This window comes from Shewanella sp. ENK2, assembly GCF_043568515.1.
Lineage (GTDB): Bacteria > Pseudomonadota > Gammaproteobacteria > Enterobacterales > Shewanellaceae > Shewanella > Shewanella japonica.
Genome location: NZ_CP171406.1, coordinates 2,945,889 through 2,970,831 on the forward strand (window position 1 = coordinate 2,945,889; position 24,943 = coordinate 2,970,831).

At 42.0% G+C, this 24,943-nt stretch carries 18 protein-coding genes and 2 pseudogenes; 13 read left to right on the plus strand and 7 right to left on the minus strand.

Going from position 1 to position 24,943, the window contains the following annotated elements; all coding sequences use genetic code 11:
- Positions 1-46: 46 nt before the first annotated feature.
- Positions 47-907, plus strand: coding sequence for a penicillin-insensitive murein endopeptidase (gene mepA, locus ACGEDC_RS12820; protein WP_394493642.1), 861 nt, complete (start codon positions 47-49; stop codon positions 905-907).
- 182 nt (positions 908-1,089) lie between these two features.
- A complete protein-coding gene (locus ACGEDC_RS12825) occupies positions 1,090-2,697 on the plus strand; it encodes an ABC-F family ATPase (RefSeq protein WP_082972425.1) in 1,608 nt (535 codons plus the stop codon).
- A gap of 216 nt (positions 2,698-2,913) precedes the next feature.
- On the opposite strand, the gene ACGEDC_RS12830 is transcribed toward ACGEDC_RS12825, so the two are convergent.
- Positions 2,914-4,158: a 4Fe-4S binding protein gene (locus tag ACGEDC_RS12830; RefSeq protein ID WP_394493644.1), complete on the minus strand. Its 1,245-nt coding sequence runs from the start codon at positions 4,156-4,158 to the stop codon at positions 2,914-2,916.
- A gap of 385 nt (positions 4,159-4,543) precedes the next feature.
- A complete protein-coding gene (locus ACGEDC_RS12835; RefSeq protein ID WP_394493646.1) occupies positions 4,544-5,398 on the minus strand; it encodes a PA4780 family RIO1-like protein kinase in 855 nt (284 codons plus the stop codon).
- 179 nt (positions 5,399-5,577) lie between these two features.
- On the opposite strand from ACGEDC_RS12835, the gene ACGEDC_RS12840 reads away from it, so the two are divergent.
- The 9 genes and pseudogenes from ACGEDC_RS12840 to ACGEDC_RS12880 all read left to right on the plus strand — a co-directional run bounded on the left by ACGEDC_RS12840 (position 5,578) and on the right by ACGEDC_RS12880 (position 16,564).
- Positions 5,578-6,093, plus strand: coding sequence for a VF530 family DNA-binding protein (locus tag ACGEDC_RS12840; protein ID WP_394493648.1), 516 nt, complete (start codon positions 5,578-5,580; stop codon positions 6,091-6,093).
- Positions 6,094-6,299: 206 nt separating this feature from the next.
- Complete coding sequence (locus ACGEDC_RS12845) at positions 6,300-6,590, plus strand: hypothetical protein (protein ID WP_394498338.1); 291 nt, start codon at positions 6,300-6,302, stop codon at positions 6,588-6,590.
- Between the two features lie 247 nt (positions 6,591-6,837).
- Positions 6,838-8,226 (plus strand): DASH family cryptochrome, encoded by a 1,389-nt coding sequence (locus tag ACGEDC_RS12850; RefSeq protein ID WP_394493650.1) that lies wholly within the window; start codon positions 6,838-6,840, stop codon positions 8,224-8,226.
- Entirely contained in the window at positions 8,226-9,809 is a 1,584-nt protein-coding gene (locus tag ACGEDC_RS12855; protein WP_394493653.1) for an FAD-binding domain-containing protein, read from the plus strand. Before ACGEDC_RS12850 ends, ACGEDC_RS12855 begins: the two co-directional genes overlap by 1 nt.
- Before the next feature lie 144 nt (positions 9,810-9,953).
- Positions 9,954-10,079 (plus strand): annotated as a pseudogene (locus ACGEDC_RS12860) (DUF2256 domain-containing protein); the annotation flags it as partial.
- A gap of 92 nt (positions 10,080-10,171) precedes the next feature.
- Entirely contained in the window at positions 10,172-11,743 is a 1,572-nt protein-coding gene (locus ACGEDC_RS12865; protein ID WP_394493655.1) for a cryptochrome/photolyase family protein, read from the plus strand.
- A 154-nt stretch (positions 11,744-11,897) separates the two neighbouring features.
- Entirely contained in the window at positions 11,898-12,605 is a 708-nt protein-coding gene (locus tag ACGEDC_RS12870) for a flavin reductase family protein (RefSeq protein ID WP_394493657.1), read from the plus strand.
- A gap of 169 nt (positions 12,606-12,774) precedes the next feature.
- On the plus strand, positions 12,775-14,961 hold the full coding sequence (locus ACGEDC_RS12875; RefSeq protein ID WP_394493659.1) for an OsmC domain/YcaO domain-containing protein: 2,187 nt from the start codon (positions 12,775-12,777) through the stop codon (positions 14,959-14,961).
- Positions 14,962-15,586: 625 nt separating this feature from the next.
- A complete protein-coding gene (locus tag ACGEDC_RS12880) occupies positions 15,587-16,564 on the plus strand; it encodes a hypothetical protein (protein ID WP_394493661.1) in 978 nt (325 codons plus the stop codon).
- Between the two features lie 165 nt (positions 16,565-16,729).
- Here ACGEDC_RS12880 and ACGEDC_RS12885 read toward each other — a convergent pair whose 3' ends face one another.
- From ACGEDC_RS12885 to ACGEDC_RS12905, 5 genes and pseudogenes are all read right to left on the minus strand, one after another.
- Positions 16,730-17,218, minus strand: coding sequence for a zf-TFIIB domain-containing protein (locus ACGEDC_RS12885; RefSeq protein ID WP_394493663.1), 489 nt, complete (start codon positions 17,216-17,218; stop codon positions 16,730-16,732).
- Between the two features lie 408 nt (positions 17,219-17,626).
- Positions 17,627-19,806 (minus strand): annotated as a pseudogene (gene katG, locus ACGEDC_RS12890) (catalase/peroxidase HPI).
- Positions 19,807-20,463: 657 nt separating this feature from the next.
- Complete coding sequence (locus ACGEDC_RS12895) at positions 20,464-21,354, minus strand: sterol desaturase family protein (protein WP_394493665.1); 891 nt, start codon at positions 21,352-21,354, stop codon at positions 20,464-20,466.
- A gap of 9 nt (positions 21,355-21,363) precedes the next feature.
- Entirely contained in the window at positions 21,364-21,951 is a 588-nt protein-coding gene (locus tag ACGEDC_RS12900; protein ID WP_394493667.1) for a hypothetical protein, read from the minus strand.
- A 72-nt stretch (positions 21,952-22,023) separates the two neighbouring features.
- Positions 22,024-22,608 (minus strand): TetR/AcrR family transcriptional regulator, encoded by a 585-nt coding sequence (locus tag ACGEDC_RS12905; protein WP_394493669.1) that lies wholly within the window; start codon positions 22,606-22,608, stop codon positions 22,024-22,026.
- 343 nt (positions 22,609-22,951) lie between these two features.
- On the opposite strand from ACGEDC_RS12905, the gene ACGEDC_RS12910 reads away from it, so the two are divergent.
- Together ACGEDC_RS12910 and ACGEDC_RS12915 are read left to right on the plus strand one after the other, a co-directional pair.
- Complete coding sequence (locus ACGEDC_RS12910) at positions 22,952-24,118, plus strand: aromatic ring-hydroxylating oxygenase subunit alpha (protein ID WP_394493671.1); 1,167 nt, start codon at positions 22,952-22,954, stop codon at positions 24,116-24,118.
- A gap of 136 nt (positions 24,119-24,254) precedes the next feature.
- Entirely contained in the window at positions 24,255-24,746 is a 492-nt protein-coding gene (locus tag ACGEDC_RS12915) for a tyrosine-protein phosphatase (protein WP_394493674.1), read from the plus strand.
- The last annotated feature ends 197 nt before the right edge of the window (positions 24,747-24,943 follow it).

Sequence of the window (24,943 nt, forward strand, 5' to 3'; positions counted from 1 at the left end):
AGCCTTGCTAGTACCTTGCTTTATGTCCAATTAAAAGAGAGTCGTTATGCGGTATTTTTCTGTTGTTATTATTTTGATGCTACTTATGGCGAGCTCAAATATTCAGGCACGCTTTAACCCTTGGGAGCATACTAAAATACCTTTTGAAGGGCCCGCTGCAGCTATTGGCGAGTATGCAAATGGCTGTTTATCAGGCGGCCAAGCTTTGCCCTTATCAGGCAAAGGGTTTCAAGTGATTCGGCCGCAAAGAGATCGATATTATGGTCATCCGAATTTGGTGAACTTTGTGCAGCAATATGCTGTTCAATTGCAAGCTGAAGGGATTGAGCAAATTCTAGTGGGGGATATGTCGATGCCCCGTGGTGGCCAGTTTGATTATGGCCATAGCAGTCATCAGATTGGTTTAGATGTTGATATCTGGCTGAGACTAACTGAGAAGCCGCTTAGTAAAGCTGAGCTTAAATCGCCGCGTGCGCTGACTGTGGTAGATAACCAAGAGTTCGCAATCGATACCGCAGCTTGGAACCCACAACATAAACTGATGATAAAAGTTGCTGCTCAAGATCCGCAAGTTGCACGAATATTTGTTAATGGTGCAATCAAACAGCAGCTGTGTAATGAGCACACACAAGCTGATGATGCTTGGCTTAATAAAGTCCGCCCTTGGTGGGGGCATAGTGCTCATATGCATGTTCGCCTAGCTTGCCCTGAAGGCGATAGTGATTGCCGACCACAGCAAGCCATTAAACCAGGCCATGGATGTGAGGATATTGCTTGGTGGAAACAACAATTTTACACCGCAAAATCAGCACCTAAAAAAGCCGTAGATAAAAACAAAAAAGTGCAACCAAAACCATTAAAGAAAAAGCCCCAGCAATGTGAACCATTAACAGTCGCCGCGCCTTAATTATCTACTTAGCTATGTGATTTGATGTCGCACTGCTAACATAGCGGTGTTTAGGTTCAAATTTATTTATACCTCCTTATATTTAACTGATCATTGCCCTATCTAATAAACAGCATAATCTGTATACTGCCGCGCTGCTTTTAAGCTCACTTTTTCTACTATTTACCCCGAGGGTTACCACTATCATTAGTACAAACAACATCACCATGCAGTTTGGCGCAGAGCCATTGTTTGAAAATATCTCCGCTAAATTTGGCCACGGTAACCGTTATGGTCTAATTGGTGCTAATGGTTGTGGTAAATCAACATTCATGAAAATCCTTAGCGGCGCGTTAGCACCGAGTTCTGGTAATGTCTCGATTACTCCTGGTTTGAAAGTCGGTACATTGAGCCAAGATCAGTTCGCATTCGAGCAATACAGTGTGGTTGATACTGTGATCATGGGTGATGCAAAACTATGGGAAGTGAAGCAAGAGCGTGACCGTATTTACTCGTTACCAGAAATGAGTGAAGAAGACGGCATGAAAGTCGCTGAACTTGAAAGTGAATTTGCTGAAATGGATGGCTACAGCGCAGAATCTCGTGCCGGTGAAATCCTATTAGAAGCAGGTATTGAAGAGCATTATCATTTTGGTTTAATGCAACAAGTTGCACCGGGCTGGAAACTAAGGGTTTTACTGGCACAGGCACTATTTTCAAACCCAGATATTTTGTTACTTGATGAACCAACCAACAACTTGGATATTCATACTATTTCTTGGTTGGCAGGTGAACTTAATCAACGTAAGTGCACCATGATTATCATTTCACATGATAGACATTTCTTGAACTCCGTTTGTACTCACATGGCCGATATTGATTACGGTGAGCTGCGAATTTATCCTGGTAACTACGAATACTTCCTTGAAGCTTCTGGGTTAATTCAAGAACAATTATTAGCAGGTAATGCTAAAAAGAGTGCCGAAATGGCAGAGCTGCAAGACTTCGTTAATCGTTTCGGCGCCAATGCCTCGAAAGCAAAACAAGCAAGCTCTCGTGCTAAAAAACTTGAGAAAATCAGTTTAGATGAAGTGAAGTCATCGAGCCGTATGACGCCATCACTGCGATTTGATGAAAGTAAAAAAATGCACCGTCAGGCATTAGTGCTTGAAGAATTAGGTCATGGCTTTGACGGTGAAAGCTTATTTGCAGGTGGCGATTTAATATTAGAAGCGGGCGCTAAGCTTGCGGTTATTGGCGAAAACGGTGTCGGTAAAACCACATTACTGCGTTGTTTAGTCAACGAATTAGCTAATAACCATGGCACCATCAAATGGTCTGAAAACGCTGCGATTGGTTACTGTCCACAGGACAGCAGCAAAGACTTTGATAATGACTTGTCTTTGTTTGATTGGATGTCGCAGTGGCGAACGCCAAAGCATAACGATTTAATGGTGCGTGGCATGCTAGGGCGTTTGTTATTCACTGAAGACGATGCCAACAAAAAAGCCCGTAATTGCTCAGGTGGTGAAAAGAATCGCTTGTTATACGGCAAGTTAATGATGCAAGACGTTAACGTATTAGTCATGGATGAACCGACCAACCACATGGATATGGAAGCTATTGAAGCATTAAATAACGCCCTTAAATTATTTGAAGGTACGTTGATTTTTGTTAGCCATGACCGCGAGTTCGTATCGTCATTGGCAACTCATATCATTGATGTGAAAGACAAGCAGTTAGTGAGCTTCCACGGTACGTTTGATGAATACTTAGCAAGCCAGGCAGAAGCTGCAAGTAAAGCGGCATAGTGCCTCAAATACAGTTGAACTGAGCGAGTAAAAGTAATGCCGCTAACCTCAATGACGTTAGCGGCATTTATATGGATGATATTGTGGATTCATTGATATCACTTTGAATTTAACAAATAGCTGTTAATGACCAATACTGCCTCAATGACGTTAGCGGCATTTTTAAGGATGATATTGTGGATTCATTGATATCACTTTGAATTTAACAAATAGCTGTTAGTGACCAATACTGCCTAAGTGTTGTATTAACATCATTCTTATTTCTGTTGGAGTTTCGCTATGCCAAAAACCACCAACATATGCCCATAGTGGGATCATAAATAGCAATGACAGCAGTAATATTGTTAAGCCTCTGGCAGACATTTTAGTTCCCCAACGAGTGCTAAGATGCAGCGCCTCTTGTTTAGGGCAAGCTGAGATGCACTTCATGCAAGCTTGGCATTCGTCGCTACGAATTGTCGTTTGAGTGTGAACGATAATGTTAGCTGGACAAGCGCGAGTACATTTATCGCACTTCATCCCTTTGCCTTCAATTAAACATTGTTCAGTGGTGCGGCGTATTTTGAATGGACTTAAAAAACTGAGTAGCCCTAAAAATGCACCATAAGGGCAAATATATCGGCAAAATCCTTGTTTCTTCCAAGCGGCAATACCAAGAATAATACTGAAACAGATAAGGCTTATGATGGTAGGTTTTAAGAAAAACAGCGCCATCTTTAAGTCCGCGACTTTGTGATAATAACCATCAAGATAATGAGGAATACTGGCTAGCGGCATAGTGAAGACTAATAAAATCAGCGCTGCCATTAGCAAGTATTTAAGCATGCGCAATATCCAGTCTAACCAAGCTGGTGGAGCAAACTCTTGTTTGATGAACCTCTTTCTAAGGGCGTAAAGGTAATCGCCAGCTAATCCAAGTGGGCATCCCCAACCACAAAAGGCGCGCTTACATAATAAGCCTGTGAGTAAAACCACCACTAACATGACGGCTGCAGAAGGGTGGTTTTTATCCCATAATCCCAGCCCTAAAATGGCTTTAAGCTCTATTCCACCTGCAATCGGTAAAAAGGCATCGCCAATATCTGGACGAACCAATATGGGTTCGACTCCTGCTTTAAGCATGGCGGAATTGATGGCAAATTGTACCCCAACAAGCAGCATAGATAACGCCAGTAAGTGCCTTATCATTTCTCGTAATTGGTTGGCTTTGTTATTGCCTCTTGAGCTTTCGCCAGCAACAGCGCCGCCTTGGGCTAGTGCAGGTTGAAACTTATTTAACATTGTCACAGCAATCAGTGCCACGACTAGGCCGACAAATAACGGCCAATGGAGAGTCATTAACAGGGCAGAGCTAAGTAATACAGCGCTAATGGCCGCGCCCCATTTTTGTTTACTCCAGTAAAGTAAACTGATGCTATAGACTAGTGCTAGCATTAAGGTGATTGATTCGATAGTACTCATAAGATGACTTATTTATTGTGTAAGTGCTTATGAGAGCCAAGCTCGCTAATCTAAGTTCGTTATCCCATTTCAGATTGTGAATGAGTTCGTAAATTTAATATAAAAATCACAAATAAAATGCGCAATATCACTAACCTGGAATTAACATTGTTAACGGGGGTAGTATTTTCAAATTGATTTGATAGGAGGGAGAAACTTAGCTAAATAGGCTGGTTGTATGATGAAGCCCAATGTTCAGTGCTCTTGGGCTTTAGTGATTGCTTTAGTGATTGCTTTCGTGATTGCTTTAGTTGAGTTTATGGTTACCAAAGCGAGTGAGTAAGTTGTTTCACTCGCTGGTAGATACGGTTTGCATTCAGGTTTCGCTTAACAATTTTCATTGGCATCAATCTTCATTAGCATCAATAATGCGCTGCAGTCTTTCTTGCTCTTCTTCACGGGCGGCGTTGATTTCTTCAAGTACAGAATCAACATCGGCGATATGTTCACTTTCTGCAAATTCACCAGTGAGCACTGATTCAGGTGTAAGCTCACCCGCTTCAAATAATGCCCACATTTCTTTGGCATATTGGGTGTTAGCAAGCTCTGGGGCAAACTGGCTGTAGTAGTTTGTCATGTTGTTTACATCACGGGCGAACATCCACACAGCATTATTGTTGGCTGCGGCATCAACCGCTTGTGGCAAGTCGATAATCACCGGTCCTTTGTCATCAACCAGTACGTTAAACTCTGATAAGTCTCCGTGAATAAGCCCAGCACATAACATTAATTTAGCGTATTCAATCATACTGGCGTGATCGCGTATGGCATCTTCTTTTGAAAAGACAACATCATTAAGTCGAGGGGCGACAACGCCCTCACTGTCAGTGACGAGCTCCATTAGTAACACACCAGAAAAACAACCATAAGGCTCAGGCACGCGAACACCCGCAGCGGCTAATTTATATAGCGCATCAACTTCGGCGTTTTGCCAAGCTTCTTCTTGCTGATCTCGGCCGAACTTAGAGCCTTTCTCCATCGCTCGGGCGCGACGGCTATTACGAACTTTTCGTCCCTCTTGGTATTGAACGGCTTGTTTAAAGCTGCGCTTATCAACATCTTTATAGACTTTGGCGCAGCGAATATCATCGCCGCAGCGCACAACATAAACACTGGCTTCCTTGCCGCTCATTAATTGGCGCAGGACGTCGTCGACTAAGCCTTCTTCGACCAGAGGTTGGATTCGTTTTGGGATTTTCATTGCGCCGTTATACCGAGTTTATTAGAACAAAGAAAGACCAATTATCGCCATCAGAGTAAAAAGTGTCGTAGTGAACAGAAAAAGCTTTTGGGATAAACACCCAGCGAGATAGCTAAGCGTGTAGATTGCTTGCTATTATGAGGTTTATATTTCGCTCATCGGCATTTTTGGGATCTCTTATGGTTGAACTACAACGAAACAATCCACTACATGGTTTAAAATCAGAAACAATGGTCGCTGAGCTAGTCGATTTTTATGACTGGAAGATTTTATACGCAGCCCTGCGCTTAGAGTGTTTCAATAATAATCCCAGTTTAGAGTCATGCCTTAAGTTTTTAAAGAAAACCGAATGGGCGCGAGAGCGCGTTGAAAGCTTTTATCTGTATCGTTTTAAAAGCATGCCTAAAGGCAATGCTGCCCAGTTTGAGCTAAAACCCCGTGAGCGTGGCTTTGCTGATGGCATCGTGCCACGTAAGCCGCAAGAGCTGACAGTTGAGTTAATTGCAGAAATGCGTGAAAAGGCCACAGCTGATTACGAAGAAATGAAGCGTAATAACAGTCGCCCTAACAACTACGGTAAAGATAAATCCAGAGCGCAAGATAACTATGCTCAAAATAATCATGCTCAAAATAAATCTCGTAATAAAAACCGCCCAGCGCCATCACAAGATCCAAATAACCCTTGGGGTAAATAGGTTGGTTACTTAAGCACTAAGCGTTTTGCTAGACGATATAAGTTACCGTTTAAAAAACTTAGGCTAAGAATAAGTTGCTTAATTTGAATGGGTAGATCAAGCGTCTCATGTTTACCTAGAATAAGGATGTAGAGCACCTAAATACCGATATACGCTCGATTCGAGATATAACTTGCTCAGATTTATTATCAAGGACGTGAACCATGATAAAAAGCTCAACGTTAATAGTGATACTTAGAACTTGTATTTGTTGTGGCATTTGTCTGATTTTACTTGGTATTTATCTACACAACTTTAACCACACTGTTGAAGTGATGGGAGTGAAGGGGATTATTCTCAGCGCCATGTGTGTGGCGATTGGGATGGTGTTGTCATTGCCGACGAAAATGTATTTAACCCTAGTGCTGGTTAATCATGAAAACCATCAACGTGAACTTGAGCAGCAACAAAGTGCCAGTCGCAAGGCTCACACCAAAGGGCAGCCAAACGATCCCTAACATCTCCTTTAGCTGTGAATCAAAAGCCATAGCAGAGCGGCATAAGCCATAGCAGAGCGACTTAACCCTTAGCAAAGCGCTATAAACCATAGCTGAGCGACATAAACTTTAGCAAAGCGGTATAGCCTATTTGCTATTGATGAGTACAGAACTTCCCACCTCTCAATTAATTGTTCACTTTTCTAGTAAACCTTTCTGGTGTGCGCTTCGTATTAATAGCATGTTTGAATAATCTCTAGGGTGTGTTTTGTCAGACAATCGCCGCTTATTTGTGTTTACTCAAGACCTTCGCTTACACGACAACGTGGCGCTGAATTCGTTATTGCGTCACGCGCAATCAGTGCAGCATGGTGGTCGCTCAAACCAGCAAACGCCAAGTTTGGCTTTTGCCTATGTGTTTGATGAGCAATGGTTTACACCAAGATGTTACCAGCAGCAATCAATGGGACCACACAAACTCAGTTTTTTACTGCAATCCTTGGCAGACCTTCAACAACAGCTCAGTGTATTAGGGCACTCATTGCAGTTATATTTTGGTAATCCTGTTGCAGTGATTACTCAGTTGGCCGAACAAAATCGCATTAATGCGCTAGGTTACAGTAAATCAGTGGGCTGGGATGAAAGGCAATCTTGGCAGCAAATAGGTAAAAACCTGCCAGATGTCACTCTACTTGCACAGTGGAATAATGGTTTGTTCAATCAACAGCAAATGACGCCTTATATTGATGCAATGAACAGCTTCTCGCAGTTCCGCCGTAAAGTTGAAAAGGCGAAGTTAGCAGTGGAGTTACCTTGCGATACCTTCAATGGTATTTCGCTACAACCAATCACCTTAGTCAGCCAATATGAAACCGACTTCAGTCAGTTTCAAGCGCCATCTTCCGCTATATTTTCTGGCGGTGAAAAGGCGGCTAATAAGCATATTGAGCATTATTTTTCGAGTCATTACGCCAGCGATTATAAACAAACTCGTAATGCACTCGATGGCTTTGAACATTCGACTAAATTCAGTCCATTTCTCGCTTTCGGTAATGTGTCGGCAAGGGCGTTATGGTCACAGCTAAAGCAATATGAGCGCATACATGGCGCGAATGAGTCTACATACTGGATAGGCTTTGAGCTGCTTTGGCGGGAGTATTTTCATTGGCTTGCTTGGCAACATGGTCCGCAGTTATTTCATTTTAAAGGCCAAGCAACAGTCAAGCCTCTGACGAGTTTTTTCCCTGAGCGATTTAAAAAATGGTGCTTAGGTAATACTCCTTATCCTTTGGTCAACGCTTGCATGAAACAGCTTAATACGACGGGTTACATGTCTAACCGTGGGCGACAGATTGTAGCCAGTTGTTTAGTGAATGAATTAGGCCTTGATTGGCGCTATGGCGCTGCCTATTTTGAGCAACAGTTGATTGATTATGATGTGGCATCTAACTGGGGAAACTGGCAGTACATTGCTGGTGTTGGTGTCGATCCACGTGGTGGTCGCCATTTCAATATCGAAAAACAAACAGCCATGTACGACCCTCAGCATGTTTTTATTCGCCATTGGTTGGGCGAGCAATGGCAGCAAGAGCTTGCGTTTAACTTAGATAGCCTTGATGCTGCGGATTGGCCACAAGAACATCAGGAGGCTGGCTAATGCCTATAGCGGTTGTGTGGCTTAAACGAGACCTACGCCTTTCTGATCACGCGCCTTTATTGGAGGCAATTAATTCGGGTTTGCCTGTATTACTCTTATATTGTTTTGAGCCCATAGTCGTTAACGACAAACACACTTCCGCTCGCCACTTACAGTTTATCAATCAATCCTTACAGGATATCCAGCACCGAGTCCCTCAAGGTGCATTACGTTGCAGCCTTGATAACGTGACAGAAACTTTAACAGACATACATCAGCAATTTGGTATATCGGCGTTATATTCACATCAAGAGGTGGGGCTTAATAGTACCTTTGAACGTGACATCGAGCTGGGGCAATGGTGTGAAATTCAAGGCATTGATTGGCATGAAACACCCTATGCGGCAGTGGTACGAGGTTTATCTGATAGGCAAAATTGGGACAAGCACTGGCAAAAGGTCATGCGTGCGCCCTTAGCAAATATTGATTTATCGGTAATTGATTGGCTGATTGATGATGAAGCGAAAGGTTCATTGAGCCGATGTGCTGCCTCGCTGCCCAACGCTATAGGCACATTTCAATATGGTGGCGAACAATCAGCTTGGCAAACGCTAACGTCGTTTTTTGAAGGGCGTGGCCAATCTTATGCGTACTCATTATCGAGCCCACTGTTAAGCCAAACCCACTGTTCACGCCTGTCGGCATATTTGGCGTGGGGCAATATAAGTTTGCGTCAGGTATACCAGCAACTTTTACAACACTGGAACACCAAAGGCTGGCGGCGCAGTCTGGTGGCGTTAAGCTCAAGGCTGCACTGGCATTGCCATTTTATCCAAAAGTTTGAAAGTGAATCAGCAATGGAGTTTAGACCAGTTAATCGTGGCTACATTGATTTACCACGAGCCGAAGGGGTCGCTGCTATGCTCAAGTTAGAGGCTTGGAAAACCGGTAAAACAGGTATTCCTATAGTGGATGCGTGTATGCGATGTTTAATTCACACGGGCTACATCAACTTTAGAATGCGTGCCATGTTAGTGAGTTTTCTGACCCATCATTTACAGCTTGATTGGCGTTTAGGTGTGCAGCATCTTGCCCAGCTATTTTTAGACTTTGAGCCAGGGATCCATTACAGCCAATTCCAAATGCAAGCTGGGGTTACTGGCATTAATACCATTCGGATTTATAACCCTGTAAAGCAAGGTATCGAAAAAGATTCTGATGGCGAATTTGTCAAAAAATGGTTACCTGAACTGGCAGATATTCCGGCTCCTTTAGTGCATTCACCTTGGATGTTGTCACCAATGGAGCAAATGATGCATCAAGTGCAACTCGGTATTGAATACCCTGAGCCAATCGTCGATCTAAGCCAAAGCTATAAAGCTGCACAAAGCCTGTTGTGGCAATGGCGCAGCCGACCTCAAGTCAAGCAAGAGGCCCAACGCTTATTGCAGCGACATGTTAGGCAGGGAAAAACACAAGGGATAAAAAGCAACTTGCCAGACAAAATATGTGTAGGGCCTGTTGATCTTTCAAGATTATTTTTGCAGCAACTTGTTGGAAATTTATATAAGGCAGCGACTTTGATGTGTGGTTATTCCACATGATAAGTCGTTAACGCAGTAGAAATGACAACAAGTGCTGCCTGTAAGGTTCGTTTAAAAGCACTTTACTCTTTGTTGTGAGCGAATTTGTTTAGATGACTAAACGTCATCGCCACGCCACGATTAAAGTGCTTTTAATTCGAACAAATTCTAATCAGCAAAGAACAACAGGCCCTAGTGTGTCAGCGACCATTTAGTTGGCGTAAAAAATGGAAGCGGGATTGGCCTAATGTGAAGTTCTGCTCTAAGCGCTGTGCGGGTGAAAGACGATCAGTCATTGCAAGCTTAGCGAAAACCGTACCCGTGAATACAACACTGACTAAGGCTGAATTAGCTAATAAGCCATTAGTTAAAAAGGAAACGTCATGAAAACAGCCAATCGATTACGACTGATTTTAGGCGATCAACTTAATGCGTCACACTCTTGGTTTCGCCAGACCTGTCCAGAGACTTTATATGTTATTGCTGAGCTAAAACAAGAAACAAACTACACCCGTCATCATGGGCAAAAGGTGTGTGCTTTTTTTGCAGCAATGGCCGCCTTTGCTAAGGCACTGCAGCAAGCAGGGCATCGTGTGTGCTATTTAACGTTAGATGACACTGCGTCATTTACAGATTTACCTGAATTACTCCATAGCCTGATTGAGCAATACCAAGCTACGCAGTTTGAGTATCAGTTGCCTGATGAGTATCGCCTGCGAGAGCAGTTAGCGAATGACATGAATTTCAACACAGGTGTTACGACTCAAGCCTACGAAACTGAACACTTTTATTTGTCTGATTCAGAGCTCAATGAGTACTTCAAAGCGGGTAAGAAACATCGTTTAGAGCACTTTTATCGCAAGATGCGTAAACGCGTTAATTTACTGATGGATGGAGACAATCCAGAAGGTGGGCAATGGAACTATGATGCTGAAAACAGGAAAAAGTTAACTCCTGCCGACTTTGAACATGTACCCGAAGCGTTAGTCTTTAGTCATGATGTTAGCGAAATAATTGCACGGCTAAAACGCCATGACATTCACACCATAGGTAACATGTCACAGACCTTGCTTTGGCCAGTAACACGTCAGGAGGCACAGGGTTTATTAGTGTATTTTTGTCGCGTTTGTTTAGTGCGTTTTGGCCAATTTCAAGATGCGATGACAGGCCAACTTGATTCCTTGCTTTCTCAGCGACAATGGAGCTTATACCACTCTCGGCTATCCTTTGCCATTAATAGCAAAATGCTCAGTCCACAACATGTGGTCGATACCGCGATTGCATTTTATCGCCAAGCAGAGGGTGTCATCTCAATAGCTCAAATTGAAGGATTTGTTCGTCAAATTTTAGGTTGGCGTGAATTTGTCCGTGGCGTGTATTGGGCCAATATGCCCGAGTATCAACAGTTAAACCATTTAGATGCAACCCAAGCTTTGCCCAGCTGGTTTTGGGACGCTAATACCAAGATGAATTGTCAACATCATGCCATTAAACAATCCCTCGATTATGCCTATGCTCATCATATTCAGCGTTTAATGGTCACGGGTAACTTTTGCCTGATTGCTGGCATTCACCCTGATGAGGTAGACCAGTGGTATTTAGGTATTTATATCGATGCGATTGAGTGGGTTGAAATGCCCAACACCCGAGGGATGAGCCAGTTTGCTGATGGTGGCATTGTTGGTTCAAAAGCCTATGCCGCTAGCGGTAACTATATTAAAAAAATGAGTGACTATTGCACAGACTGCCACTACAAGGCGAATCAAATTGACACAGAGGATGCGTGCCCGCTGAACTCGATTTACTGGCACTTTATGGATAAGCATCAACACCGTTTTAATGCGAACCCTCGCACTAGAATGGTGTACGCCAATTGGCTTAAAAAACCAGAGGCTGACAGGGCTCGTATACTTAAGCATGCCCGCGGATTATTAGCCAATTTAGATAATATCTAATGCTCAGTCTAATGCTCAGTCTAATGCTCAGTCTAATGCTCAGTCTCAGTCTCAGTCTCAATCTCGACACATTGGCAACGAGAACTTTTACTTTAAATCAGGGCTAAGTCTCGCTTGGATTTATTTTACAACTTACAGGAAACGTCACCATATTATGGCAATTAAGCATTTCAGTTCAGCAGACATTAATGGCTTTGCAGATCGTCAACGAGCAAGGTTTATTAATAGCTTATCAGGGTTTAAAAGTGCCAATTTAGTGGCAACAATTGACGAGCAAGGCATCACTAATTTGGCGATGATAAGCTCGGTGTTTCACATTGGCGCATCACCTGCCTTAGTCGGTATGATCATTCGCCCAACCGCTGTGCAGCCTCCAGCAAAAAACACCCTCAAAAAAGCGAACATCAATGACGCTGACAATAAAGCTGTTCCCCGAAATACCTTAGCCAATATCAAACGCACTGGGGTTTACACCATCAACCACGTATCGGCAGATATTTATCAGCAGGCACACCAAACTTCGGCTAGGTACGATGATGCTATTTCAGAGTTTGATGCAGTAGGGCTTACAGAAACCTATATCGATGGTGTTGCTGCGCCATTTGTTCAACAAAGCCAGCTAAAGTTTTCGTTGTCAGTGCGGGAGATTACGCCATTAACTATCAACAATACGATATTGGTGATTGGCGAAGTCTGCCATGTATTAGTGGACAACATTGCAGTGAAAGATGATGGTTATATTGATATCGAGTCGATAAATACCGCAGCAGTGTCGGGGCTTGATAGTTATCATACGACGACCAGATTATCACGCTTGAGCTATGCCAAAGTCGATAGGCCAGTACAAGCACTGGATATTTGATTGTAGCTGATGGCGAAAAATAGCGGATAATCAGCCACAATCGAGTTTTATTTTAATTAATCCAAGACTAATGGAGCAAAAACACCGATAATTTACCCCATTCGATAGATAGGCGCGATCGTTAGCGCTGATTTAAACATATTAGCTAAGCAAGTTGTGGGTGTATTCAATGGAAATCAAAGTTAACTTTCTCGATAACTTAAGGCTCGAAGCCAAGTTTGACGATTTTACGGTTACGGCCGATCAGCCTATTCGCTATAAAGGTGATGGTTCAGCGCCAAGTCCGTTTGATTACTTCCTTGCATCATCTGCGTTATGTGCGGCTTACTTCATCAAGGTTTATTGTAAAGCCCGCGATATTCCGACCGATAATATTCGCCTATCGCAAAACAACATTGTTGACCCTGAAGATCGTTACAACCAGATTTTTCAAATTCAAGTTGAACTGCCTGATGATATCTCAGAGAAAGATCGTACCGGCATATTGCGTTCCATTGACCGCTGTACGGTAAAAAAGGTCGTGCAAACAGGCCCTGAATTTAAAATAGAAACGGTTGAAAACCTCGATAGTGATGCGAATGCCATGTTAATGGGGCAACCTGATGGTGATGAGTCTACCTACATTTTAGGTAAAGACTTACCGCTTGAAAAAACCATTAAAAATATGACCGGGATGCTGGCTGATCTTGGGATGAAAATTGAAATCTCATCGTGGCGCAACATCGTCCCTAACGTGTGGTCATTACATATTCGTGATGCTGCATCGCCAATGTGTTTTACCAATGGTAAAGGTGCAACCAAAGAAAGTGCATTATGCTCAGCGTTAGGCGAGTTCATTGAACGTTTAAACAATAACTTCTTCTATAACGATCAGTTTTTTGGCAACGTGATCGCCGACAGCGAGTTTGTTCATTACCCCAATGAAAAGTGGTTTGAACTTGAAGAAGACGATGCTTTACCACAAGGCATTTTAGACGAGTACACCCTTGAAATTTATAACCCAGATGAAGAGCTAAATGGCTCGCATTTGATTGATACTAACTCAGGCAATATTGAGCGCGGTATTTGCACGATTCCTTACACACGTCACAGCGATGGTGAAACGGTCTATTTCCCATCAAACCTGATTGAAAACTTATTTTTAAGTAACGGCATGAGCGCGGGTAATAACCTGCAAGAAGCCCAAGTACAGTGCTTGTCTGAAATCTTTGAAAGAGCCATTAAGCGCCAAATCATTGAGCAAGAAATTGTCCTTCCTGATGTACCAATGGCCGTATTAGAAAAGTATCCAAGCATTCTTGCAGGGATTAACGGTTTAGAAGAGCAAGGTTTCCCTGTCGTGGTAAAAGATGCCTCACTTGGCGGAGAATTCCCAGTGATGTGCGTGACCTTGATGAACCCTAAAACGGGCGGCGTATTTGCCTCATTTGGCGCCCACCCAAGCTTTGAAGTGGCATTAGAGCGAAGCCTTACTGAGTTACTTCAAGGCCGCAGCTTTGAAGGCTTAAATGACGTGCCAAAGCCGACATTTAACAGCATGGCAGTGAGTGAACCAGAAAACTTTGTTGAGCACTTTATTGATTCAACGGGTGTGGTTTCATGGCGATTCTTTAGCAGCAATTCAGAATATGAATTCTGTGAATGGGACTTCTCAGGTACATCTGAAGAAGAGGCAAACGGCTTATTCGGCATCTTAGAAGCCTTAGGCAAAGAGGTGTATAACGCTGAGTTTAACCAGTTAGGTGCATCAGCTTGTCGTATGTTGGTCCCTGATTTTTCTGAAGTTTACCCTGTGGAAGACCTGATTTGGGATAACACCAATAAAGCCTTAGATTACCGTGAAGATATTTTAAATCTGCATCGTTTATCTGATGAAGAGCTGGTGGATTTGGTTAACCGTTTAGATGAAAGTCAGCAAGATAACTACACTGACATTCGCACCATGATTGGTATTGTGTTTGACGAAAATACCGTCTGGGGACAGTTAACGATTATTGAGTTAAAAATCTTAATTTACCTTGCATTAGGCGCTCTTGAAGAAGCCCTTGAGTTAGTCGAAGACTTCCTGCAATTTAACGATAATACGGTTGAGCGTGGCTTATTCTATCAAGCTGTTAATGCTGTATTAGAAGTTGAATTAGATGAAGAGCTGGAACTTGAGCACTTTATCCATAACTTTACCCGTATGTTCGGTGAAGAAGTGATGCAAAATGTGGTTGGTAGCGTAACAGGTGAAGTGAGATTCTATGGCCTAACTGAAACCAGTATCAACCTTGAAGGCATTGAGCCTCATTTACGCTTGATTGAAAGCTATAAGAAACTGCATCAAGCGCGTAAATTGGCTGCTAAGTTATAAGCTCAACGCTGCTTAATAATGCTAAATAGCGTTTTATTGAAATGAATTTAATGCCCGTTAGTGACTCACTAATGGGCATTTTTATTGTTATTTTTGCAAGTTATTGCTTCATTAATTTTCAGCATTCATTTGATTTGATTTGATTTGATTTGATTTCAGTTCAGTTCAGCTCAGTTCACTCCCTTGCACTAACATTGGCTAACCTCTAGTCAGCTTTAAGGCTGCGCTAACATGAGAGATAGCTTTACGGTGAAGACTTACTCACTCTTAACTAGCACCATCAAAGCACTGTTTATCGTCAAAGCACTGTTTATCGTCAAAGCACTACTTATTCCCAAAGTACTATTTATCATGATTTACATCGCGTTGCGGTAATGTTCGTGTGTACTTTGAAGTTGTAACCTTGTTGTTCAACCATAGTGGTTGCACAAATATACAATTGTTTGAGTAAGGTTTGCTGGTGGGTGTTATTTGATGGTTATGTTGATATTTTTTCTTTATTTTTGTAACTAAGTTGTTGAATAAGAATGTTTTTGGCGGTTTTAGGCTTGTTTATCTTTCAGGTTGATTAACATGATGAGAAATAACAATAAACTCAAAATATTTCTTTCAGAGTGACATGATAATGACAAAGATAAAAGTAACGATGTTAGCTGCTTCAGTAGTGTTTTTACTGGGTTGTGACGATGTTGATATCAATAATAGCTACATTCAAAAAAGTCTAACCGCATCAAATGGCGCATTATACGATCAAAACACCGCCTTTGAAGGTCGTGCGTATATGGACTACGACTTGCCAAGTATTAGTCCTCGGTTAGGCTATTGCTTTAATGGAAGCCTTGCTGTGCAAGTGTGTGCAGAGACATCATTTGATGGCCGAGTAGGGTACGATGAGGATTGGGTAGAAAACTATCAGGCGCTTGATTTAGATAATAAAACCGTGCGTTTTAAAACCTTCAATGAAGCCACAAATCCTGAACAAGATTTGATCCCACTGATTATTAATAAAGCCTATTCCTACAGCAGTGACTGGGAAAGCCGATTAATTGATTCTGCAAAACGTATTGAAAGCACAATTGGTCAGCGGATTTTTCAACGTGAAATACTGTATGTCGATATTCATGTAGAGGATGAATTCGCTGTTAGCCGAGATGATTTATATAACGGCAGCTATATGACGAATGACAGTAAGTTGAGTGCAGATGGTGTTGCTACCTCTTATAAACAACTGATTAAAGAGAATCCACATGTTGCAGGTGGCATTATTATGTCTGTTGGGTCCAATGTGGTTTACAAAAACTGTGGTGATTCTAAAGGTTCGGTGAGCTATGCACCTAAAACAAACTACATTCCATCACAAGTCATAGACTCAGAGGGGTATTTGAGTAATGAAGGCTTTGTGTGGGTCAATTTAGGCGTAGTATCGGGCACGTGTAATAACCTGAATAATGTCAGTAATAGCATTATTGATCATGAGTTAGGGCACTTGATCGGCCTTGCCGATCATTTTGAAGATTATGGTCATGGCGCAGCTTGGGGGATGGAGCCAAAGCAGTGCTTAAAGCGTTATACAACAATCCGCTCGGCACGCCTTATGACTTAATTGAAAAACCATAAAACTGATATCATATCAATGTGAGACACTAACAGTGCTGGCTAAATTAAGTTGTTGATTATGATTTTATTTTGTCACTGGCTTACATAAAAAAGCGAACCTCATGGTTCGCTTTTTAAGTTTATAGAAATTCGTCGATATCACGAATATTTTTTAAAAAACGCTCATAAATAATCGTTGTAATTTTTGAGCTAATGCGTCTTTTTGTTGTATTTTCATATCATGGCTTTTCTGAATATTAGTCTCTAGCATAGCAAGTACAAAATCTTTGCCAGCTTTGTCTCGATCCTGTTGATTAGGGAAGAGCTCCCTAATTTTTGCGAGTTCATTATAGTCAAACCAAATCCCCCCACAGCCAGGACATTCATCCACTTCTACTTGATTTTTCGGACTGTAAAAATATCGGCGCATGACGATATCGGGACATTTCGGGCAATTAATTCTTTGGCTATAATCTATTGCAGATGGGGTAAATTGAGATAAATGCTCTACCAGCACCGAACCGCGCTTTTCATGTTCTTCGTCAAAATGTATCAGCTCATAATTGTCAAAAAAGACACCACCAGAGGCTTTGGAAAACTCGACCATTATACCGCCGACTTTGATAGGTGTTAGTTCAGACGCCGTTCTTGGGCATTTCATGTCGTTACTCCTTTAACTGCTAGGTTTATATGCTTCATTATAAAGATTAATTTGCTGTTAAGTTACTTTTAATGGGTGTATTGGTAAAGCTTTAAAATAGAGTTAGGTTTAGTCAATTGATTACGAAGGCAGTTAAGGGACAGGGTTAGTCAACTGCCAAGAGAGTTATGTTGAGACGTATGGAGTGGTGGTTAAACGGGTAAGCGTTAAAAGTGTTTCGAATAAGAGAGTAATATCGAATAATCATTTCAGAGGTGGAAACTGTCACTAATGACTAGAGTCAGTTAATGAATAGAGCCAGTAATAGATAGAGTCTGTGAGGTAAATTATCCTTGCGAGAATACTACCTTGGTAAAATAGAACCCGCGCGAGCATAAGGGGCTCGCGCGGGTAGCTTAATCCAATAAATTATAAATCAAACCTATCGGCATTCATCACTTTGACCCATGCGGCAACAAAGTCATTCACGAACTTGGCTTTATTATCATCTTGCGCATAATGCTCACAATAAGCACGTAAGATGGAATTAGAACCAAAGACTAAGTCAACACGTGTCGCAGTCCATTTCTGAACCCCACTTTCTCGTTCAACAATATGATAGAGGTTGTTAGCAACAGGCTTCCAAGCGTAGTTCATGTCAGTGAGATTAACGAAAAAGTCGTTAGTTAACTTACCGACATCATCAGTGAACACGCCATGAGTTTCACCGCCATAGTTGGTGCCTAATACTCGCATGCCACCAATTAATACCGTCATTTCTGCTGCTGTAAGCCCCATGAGTTGACTGCGCTCTAACAATAGCTCTTCAGCGGTCACAACATAGTCAGACTTTAACCAGTTTCTAAAGCCATCATGAATGGGCTCAAGAACATCGAATGACTCAGCATCTGTCATTTCAGCGGTTGCATCACCTCGACCTTGGCTAAATGGCACTGACACATTAATGCCTGTTTGAGCGGCTGCGTGTTCAACAGCGCAGCTACCGGCTAACACAATTAAATCAGCCATCGAAATGGATGAATTCTTTTGTGCTTTAATCGCTGCTAATGCCGCGAGAACTTTATTAAGCCGTTCAGGTTCATTGCCTTGCCATTGGTTTTGCGGCGCAAGTTGAATACGAGCGCCATTTGCACCACCACGTCTATCAGAACCACGATAGGTTCTGGCGCTATCCCATGCGGTAGTAATGAGTTCAGCCACCGTTAACTCGCTTTGTAAAATAGCCGCTTTAAGCTCATTAATTTCAGTTTCACTGAGAGTATGAGGATTACTAGGGATTGGGTCTTGCCAAATTAGCTCTTCATTTGGCACATCATTACCTAAGTAGCGAGCTTTAGGGCCAAGATCTCTGTGGGTAAGTTTAAACCAAGCTCGGGTGAACACTTTGGCAAAGTAGTCGGGATCGTTATAAAAGCGCTCGGCAATTTTTCGATATTCAGGATCAAATTTTAATGCCATGTCGGCATCGGTCATGATCGGGTTATGGCGCTTAGTTGGGTCTTCAACATCAACTGGCATATCTTCAGGTTTGATATTGACTGGTTCCCATTGCCATGCACCAGCTGGGCTCTTGGTTGTCCACCAATCGTAGTTTAATAACAGGTGAAAGTATCCGTTATCCCACTGAGTAGGATTTGTTGTCCAAGCGCCTTCAATACCACTGGTGACAGTGTCACTGCCGATCCCACGGTGTTGTTTATTGAGCCAACCAAAACCTTGATCTTCGATTTCAGCCGCTTCTGGCTCAGGGCCTAATTGCGCTGCATCGCCATTACCGTGACATTTACCCACAGTGTGGCCGCCAGCCGCTAAAGCGACGGTTTCTTCATCATTCATGGCCATACGCGCAAAAGTGATGCGAACATCATGGGCGGTTTTAATTGGATCTGGCTTACCGTCGACCCCTTCTGGGTTAACGTAAATCAGCCCCATCATGACCGCTGCTAATGGATTATCTAAATCTCGCTCGCCAGAATAACGGCTATTTTCGTTATCACTGGTGGCGAGCCATTCTTTTTCAGCGCCCCAGAAAATATCTTTCTCTGGACTCCAGATATCTTCCCGTCCGCCAGCAAAACCGTACATCTTAAGGCCCATTGACTCGTAAGCCATGTTACCAGCAAGAATCATTAAATCTGCCCAAGATAAACTGTCGCCATACTTCTTTTAATTGGCCAAAGTAGGCGGCGGGCTTTATCTAAATTGCCGTTATCAGGCCAGCTGTTTAAAGGAGCAAAGCGCTGGTTACCGCGGCTTGCACCACCGCGCCCATCGGCAATACGGTATGTCCCAGCTGAGTGCCACGCCATGCGGATCATCAAGCCACCATAATGTCCCCAGTCGGCAGGCCACCAGGATTGTGAGCTGGTCATTAGCTCAATTAAATCTTGCTTAACTGCATCTAAATCTAATGCATTAAACGCATCAGCATAACTAAAACTGTTGGGCATAGGATCGGTTTTAGTATCGTGTTGATGCAAAATATCGAGGTTAAGCGACTTGGGCCACCATAGCTGATCTTGGCTTTGTTGATTGGTGTTGCCCCCATGCATGACAGGGCATTTTCCGGTTGACTTTGAGCTATCCATTACGCTATTTCCTTGCTGAGTGATGTGATAAACATAATCAAGAACTCCCACTAAATTGGGTGACTTCTTGATTGAACGTACTTAAATCGTTGTTACCATTAAAAAGACAGAGAGATGAAACGGTTATACAGGCTCGGCTAGTTAACAGATGGCTGAGCCTACAGTTAAAGCTGACTTTGAAGCCGTACTTGTGTTTTACCTTTTAGCGTGGGGTAAACACAGCAAGAAATATTTCAAAGCGGAATTATTGTATACGGCTGTTTTGACGTTTTATAAATCTAGATCAATATTTGGCCAATATCCTGTTATTCTTTGCAGTAATTTACATTGGCAAGTCTTTAATCTCTAAAAACAGTCAGTTAAAGGTTTGGTGATGTATTTGGAGAGCGGCTCAAGTTGTAAGGCAAATGAGATTAATCGCTAGTTTTCTCGTTGCTATGTGTCAGCTGTTGCTTATGAGTCGATATGAAGCTGGTCTGCGTCAATGAGGTTGATATCGATACAAAAACAAAAAAAGCGAACGACGAGGTTCGTTTTTTGTGTCTTCATTTGCCAATCAAACGAAACGAATGCGGAAGCTTGAGGATAACCCGATTGCTAACTGCGGCTTAAACAAGACACTAAACCCCTTAACTAAAGACACTCAGTCTAAGCAGGCTACTTTTTATTTATTTGTTCCTGCTGCCAAGCCCACGTTGGGGACTTTATCAGTAAGTGAATGCGGTAACGCCAGCTAGGGGCATGCCATAGCCGCTTGATAAGCGTGACGTAACCAGAAAAGAACACCTTAATGGGGTTTACTGTGTTTATTCTTGGGTAAACACCATATTTCACTGGTTCTTTTTCTTCCGCAAAAGTACCAAACATTTTGTCCCAAATAATGAACATGCCCGCATAGTTTTTATCGAGATATTGTTTATTGGTCGCATGATGCACTCGATGATGAGAAGGCGTATTAAATATGGCTTCTATCGGGCGTGGAAGTTTTTTCACTGTTTCAGTGTGCAGTAGAGTTTGGAATACTTGCACAATGATTTCTGCTAAAAAAATCACAAAGGGGTGAAAGCCTAAAAAGACTAATGGTAAGTAGAAGAACAACGGAAAAAACCAATCCATTGGTCCGTGTCGGTATGCCACCGAAATATTAAAATGGGGAGAGCTATGATGCACAGTATGAGTTGCCCAACCAAAGCCATTCATGTGTAAAAAGCGATGTTCCCAGTAATAGGCAAGGTCGGCAAGTAAAATACAACACAGTATTGTCCATCCCGTTATAGGAAGTTGTACTAGGCTAAAGTGTTCATAAGAAAAAAGAAATACGCCAGCATAACTCGCAGCAACAATCGTAATAATTAACCCAAATAGTCCTAGCGTGACAAAATTGGCTACGCTGTCCCCTAACAGGTTTTTAGTGAACTGCTTCTTTATTCCATATCGAAGCAGTTCAATAATAAATAACCCAATGGCGAGGACAAAAAACCAATTATCAATCCAGACCTCTAATCCCCACACATCATTAGGCGTAAACAGTTGTGATAAATAATCCATCATTGCTCCCTATTGATATGAAACAAGCATCGTTGTCGATGTTGCATTGCCGGAAATATCTAAAAAGTGAGTTTCAAGGACAAAGTTGACCGTTTTACTATAGTCAATTTTCTCCCAGGCTGTTGCCAATTGCGCAGCGGTGTAAGCGTGTTCTGGCAAAATAATGTCGCCATTTTTTGTATCAATACTATATGTGTTGGGATGTTGTTTTAGTTCTTTTACATCATAGCCAATGGTGACATCAGCTCGCTCAAAGCTATTTGTCATTGCTGAATATAAGACAAACACTTTAGTGGGCTGCACAACTAATGAGGCATGTAACTCTGCTTGCTCATTGAATGTTTGCCAAAGCTGGTGGATATCAGCTATGGCAATGTTTTGTCTAATCCCCGCGATGTTAATTTGCTGATTAACCTTGATTGCAGGGGTTGAGTTTGAATCAACTGATGTAGGCTCGATAGTGTTTGACGTTATCGATTTATTGGGCTGTGGAGATGCTTGTATGAGCGCATTGGCATCAGGGCTTTGAAATAGAGCAGCGCCCCAGACTAATATCACTATCAATACTGAGGTTAATATCGAGTTGAACAAATTCATAAATGACACCAATACAAAAAATAGTCAGTGCAATTTACGTTTTTGGATATTTATTGTCAACGTGAAAATTAACTATTTTAAAACAAGTTGCTCACACAGTAGAACAGATGATTGCTTTAACTTGTACATTTCTTCAAACATACCAAGAGGTAACAAGGATTCGCTCATTAAATAGTTTGAATAAATACCATATGCAATTAATTCAATTTTTTCTTGGCTGACTTCTGGGTATTGAGCCGTAAACTCGGTAATTAAATGCTGTATAAACTCATGCATGACTTGTTGCTGATGCGCTTTAATGGCCTCTAACCTTTTAGCCTCTGAAAATATCGCTTCACCTATGACGGTGTTATTGACCATTTCCTTAGTTCTCGTGCTAAATAGGCTATCTACAAGGGCTTGGGCTCTATTTGTTTTGGGAAGCCAATTGAGTACTTCTTGCCATTGTTGCGTGTATCGTAAGGTCCAACGTTCGCTTAATGCGCAGATAATATCATCTCTATTACCAATATAGTGCCTCAAAATAGTACGCTTCATATTTGCGGTTTCGGCGATATTTTCTAAAGACGTTGCTTGAATACCTTTATCCAATATACACGCTTCGAGGGCATCGAGAATTTCTTCTCGACGTTGAGTCGCCATGCTCGGCCTTGCCATACCATTCTCCCTATTCATCAAAGCTAACATGATAGCATTTTGATTTTAATTGTCACCTTGACAATTAACTTTGGTTCAATATAAGCTATAAATTATCAAAGTGAAAATAAACGTATTGGGGGAGTGTGGTTATGTGGTTATCTTTACCTTGGTCTTATTGGTTAGGCTTTGCGTTAATTCTTTGGTTGCTATTCGACCTCGTTAGAGGGAGGCGTATATCTGGGAGTCATATAAAAGAGACACTCAACCAGCCATGTATTGGTTTACCATGCTGATATGGACTGCCGTTGCTGCGAGTTGTTTTATTTATCCTTATTGGCTGTTTGTGTAGTGGCAGGAAAAAATGAATTCAAATAATGGTTTACCTATTGAAGCTTACATTGACTCTCACTTTTTTGAGTTAGAGCAGAAGCATATATTTTCAAATACATGGGCATTTGCTGGATTAATTGAGGACGTAAAAATCCCCGGTGATTACCTAACGGTGCAAGCTGGACTGAGTAACATCGTTATTATTAAAAATGAACATGGAGACCTGCTTGCTTACCATAATATGTGTCGCCACCGAGGGACCCAATTATTGGAAGGTAAAGGAAGTGGCTTGAAAAAGTTAACCTGCCCCTATCATGACTGGACATATCAGTTATCAGGTGAGCTTGTGTCATTACCAAAATCCAGAAATGAATTTGCTGGTATTGAAAAAGATTGTTTGAACCTGAAACCTGCCAATGTTGGGATTTGGCGAGGCATGATTTGGGTACACCCAGATCCCAATTCCACTTCTTTACAAGATTGGTTTGGAGCAATAGAAAATCAATTAGGCCCCCACGAGGTTGAATCGTTAGTAGAATTTAAAGACAGTGTGGTTATTGAAGACATAAATGCTAACTGGAAGGTGATTGTTGAGAACTACATCGACCATTACCACCTTGCTCAGCTCCATGCTGGCACACTTAACATGTATAACCATAAACAAGCTCAGTTTGGTTTTGTGGGTAAACATTTTAAATTCTGGGAGCCACTGACTGATGATTATCAACGCAACCTGCAACAAAATGCTGCCTCACCATTGGTTTATCAATCTGGACTGAACAATATTGGTGTGTGGGTGCCGATGTTATTTCCTGGAATTGGTTTAGCTGAGCTGGAGTCCTCTTGGTCTGTTTTTCACATTATTCCCATTTTGCCATCCAAGAGCAGAGTTATTGTTCGAACTAAAATGAAGGACTGTGGCACACTTGATTACCTTAAACAAAGTCTAAGTTCAGCGGCTTTTTGGGACAAAAAAGTGAAACCGAAATACGCAAGTTTCGATCAAAACCATCCTTTAGGATCGGCAGACTTTATGCGAGAAGATATTTACATATGTGAGCAACTGCAAAAATCATTCACTAGCCCACAATTTGAGTTTGGACCTAGTGCAAGTTTTGGAGAAGCGCCTATCCGGCAGCATCAGGAGCTTATTTGGAATATCATCAAACCCTATTGGGACTCAAGACTCGTTTCGTAAAAAGTTTAAATTACTTGTACAAATGAATGTATCAAGTGACATAATCTACTTAATATAACCCCTTGTATTTTGGCAAACGCTCTTACATCAATGTCGCCAATCACTGAAAATAATTCGCTAAAATTAGGAGATGATAATGTCGACACATCCGTTTGATGCATTAACTTTGGATAACGGTGCTCAGCTGATTTTTACACCTTGCCCTGGCACCAAAGAGGCGTCGTTGACTGACTCTGTTGCCACATTAAAGCAAGCCGGCACAGATATGTTACTGACACTGATGTTCGATAAAGAAATGGCTGTTAATAACGCTGAATCTTTACCGACTGTGTGCAGCGATAATAATATCGTTTGGGCGCAACTTCCGATCCTTGATGATGCGGCACCGAGTGATGATTTTGAAGCTGCATGGGCAACATATCGATCGCAAATTTTGGCGCTGATTGGCAATAAAGGCAAAATCGCTGTGCACTGCAAAGGCGGAACTGGCCGAACAGGTTTGGTCATTGGATTGATTTTATTAGCTCAAGGCTGGCCAGTAGATAAAGTGGTTGCTGAAGTGCAAAATATCAGACCGAAAGCCCTTAGAAACCCTGTCCAATTGGCTTATTTGCATGCCTATGCATAGCTGATTTATTCAAGCTTGCCCTTGGGCGATATGAGCGCGTATTTAAGTAAAAAAGCGAACCCAATGGTTCGCTTTTTTTTGCGTGTAATATTCAGTGGCCAGTTCAAATAAGTCAATTTATCGAGTGGTTAAAAACCCTACATAAATGTCGAGCTGACAAATAATTAAACGTAATTAGCTCAATAGCGAACAGTAAT

Bases quoted from the DNA above. Each gene is read 5' to 3' on its own strand.
- mepA (WP_394493642.1), top strand. From the start codon at position 47: ATGCGGTATTTTTCTGTTGTTATTATTTTGATGCTACTTATGGCGAGC.
- ACGEDC_RS12830 (WP_394493644.1), bottom strand. From the start codon at position 4,158: ATGAGTACTATCGAATCAATCACCTTAATGCTAGCACTAGTCTATAGC.
- ACGEDC_RS12835 (WP_394493646.1), bottom strand. From the start codon at position 5,398: ATGAAAATCCCAAAACGAATCCAACCTCTGGTCGAAGAAGGCTTAGTC.
- ACGEDC_RS12840 (WP_394493648.1), top strand. From the start codon at position 5,578: ATGGTTGAACTACAACGAAACAATCCACTACATGGTTTAAAATCAGAA.
- ACGEDC_RS12855 (WP_394493653.1), top strand. From the start codon at position 8,226: ATGCCTATAGCGGTTGTGTGGCTTAAACGAGACCTACGCCTTTCTGAT.
- ACGEDC_RS12865 (WP_394493655.1), top strand. From the start codon at position 10,172: ATGAAAACAGCCAATCGATTACGACTGATTTTAGGCGATCAACTTAAT.
- ACGEDC_RS12870 (WP_394493657.1), top strand. From the start codon at position 11,898: ATGGCAATTAAGCATTTCAGTTCAGCAGACATTAATGGCTTTGCAGAT.
- ACGEDC_RS12875 (WP_394493659.1), top strand. From the start codon at position 12,775: ATGGAAATCAAAGTTAACTTTCTCGATAACTTAAGGCTCGAAGCCAAG.
- ACGEDC_RS12880 (WP_394493661.1), top strand. From the start codon at position 15,587: ATGACAAAGATAAAAGTAACGATGTTAGCTGCTTCAGTAGTGTTTTTA.
- ACGEDC_RS12885 (WP_394493663.1), bottom strand. From the start codon at position 17,218: ATGAAATGCCCAAGAACGGCGTCTGAACTAACACCTATCAAAGTCGGC.
- ACGEDC_RS12895 (WP_394493665.1), bottom strand. From the start codon at position 21,354: ATGGATTATTTATCACAACTGTTTACGCCTAATGATGTGTGGGGATTA.
- ACGEDC_RS12900 (WP_394493667.1), bottom strand. From the start codon at position 21,951: ATGAATTTGTTCAACTCGATATTAACCTCAGTATTGATAGTGATATTA.
- ACGEDC_RS12905 (WP_394493669.1), bottom strand. From the start codon at position 22,608: ATGGCAAGGCCGAGCATGGCGACTCAACGTCGAGAAGAAATTCTCGAT.
- ACGEDC_RS12910 (WP_394493671.1), top strand. From the start codon at position 22,952: ATGAATTCAAATAATGGTTTACCTATTGAAGCTTACATTGACTCTCAC.
- ACGEDC_RS12915 (WP_394493674.1), top strand. From the start codon at position 24,255: ATGTCGACACATCCGTTTGATGCATTAACTTTGGATAACGGTGCTCAG.